The sequence below is a fragment of the Seonamhaeicola marinus genome, from assembly GCF_008085455.1.
In genome coordinates this window covers 1-573 of record NZ_VSDQ01000722.1, presented here as the reverse complement: position 1 = coordinate 573, position 573 = coordinate 1, and the positions used below count along the sequence as shown (strand labels likewise).

The following is a 573-nucleotide window of genomic DNA, read 5'->3' as shown; positions in this document are numbered from 1 at the left end:
TTATAGGTAAATACATTACTAATAATGTTATTGTCTTTATGTTCATAAAGTTGCCCTGGTAGCCTTAAAACATTGGCTTCAACCTCGTTTCTTAAAAACAACATACCCGTTAAAATACCAATTAAAATGGTTAGTACAGCAACATAGCCTTTCATTCTGGCAGTTAGCTTAAAAGGTTTGTTGGTTTTAATGTTTTCTTCGCTGGCGTATCGTATCAATCCTTTTGGTAAATTAATGCTTTCCATAATATGGTCGCATTCATCAATGCAAGCAGTACAATTTACGCACTCTAGTTGTGTGCCATTTCTAATATCAATACCTGTAGGGCAAACGTTTACACACTGAAAACAGTCAATACAATCACCATGGCCTAAAGTATTTCTATCTTCATTTTTTCTAAATTTTTTTCTACCGTTAGTGCCTTCACCACGTTTATAATCATAAGCAACCACCACAGATTTTGTGTCTAAAAGTACACCTTGTAGCCTTCCGTAAGGGCAAGCAATTACACAAACTTGTTCTCTAAACCAAGCAAAAATAAAGTAAAAAACAGCCGTGAAAATAGCTAAGGGA

Annotated in this window: 1 protein-coding gene; it reads right to left on the bottom strand. The window is 34.7% G+C overall.

What is annotated here, in order from left to right; all coding sequences use genetic code 11:
• A partial coding sequence (locus FUA24_RS20965; RefSeq protein WP_148545043.1) for a 4Fe-4S dicluster domain-containing protein occupies positions 1-573 on the bottom strand: 573 nt, incomplete at both ends.